1 rRNA gene is annotated in these 639 nt (G+C 45.9%); it reads right to left on the reverse strand.

Annotation, left to right across the window (positions count from 1 at the left end):
- Nucleotides 1-129: ribosomal RNA gene (locus DI53_RS05375) — 16S ribosomal RNA — on the reverse strand; the annotation flags it as partial.
- Between the last annotated feature and the right edge of the window lie 510 nt (nucleotides 130-639).

Here is a 639-nt window from a genome sequence, read left to right on the forward strand (position 1 = left end):
GCTCACGCGTTACGCACCCGTGCGCCACTCTCATCCGGTGTAGCAAGCTACACCGAAATCCCGTCCGACTTGCATGTATTAGGCCTGCCGCTAGCGTTCATCCTGAGCCAGGATCAAACTCTCCATTGTAAAAATGAATTGTTCGATACCGGGCTATTTATCAATAAATAACCGGAATCGTTTTGTTTGTATCTTACGTTCCGTAACTGACAGGTTGACTTGTTTATTGTTATTGCTAACTTTCATCTCCCGACTACTCGTTACGCTACATGATCATCTTTCTTAAAGAACTTCTCTCGCCGCCGCATCGCGCTTTGGCCTTCTATATGTCTTGCCACTTGCGTGGTATAAACTATCTTTTTTTGTTTCCCTCCGTTTCGTTGGGACTGCAAAGGTAGAAGATTTTTCCGGTCCTGCAAAAAAAAAGTTGAACTTTTTTTTGCTACCCTTCCGGGCCTTCGTGACCGTGGAAACGCGCTCTCTACGAGCTCTTTTCCCACTTCTATTTATCGCTTTTCAATCGTCCCTCCCTTGCGGAGTGGTGCAAAGATAGAACTTTGGCATATACCTTGCAAGTACAGCCCACTTATTTCTTCCCCGAACCACGCAAGCACCTGTGGATCTGCGGGATATTTTTAT

It is taken from the genome of Sphingobacterium deserti, assembly GCF_000757725.1.
Taxonomy (GTDB): Bacteria; Bacteroidota; Bacteroidia; order Sphingobacteriales; family Sphingobacteriaceae; genus Sphingobacterium; species Sphingobacterium deserti.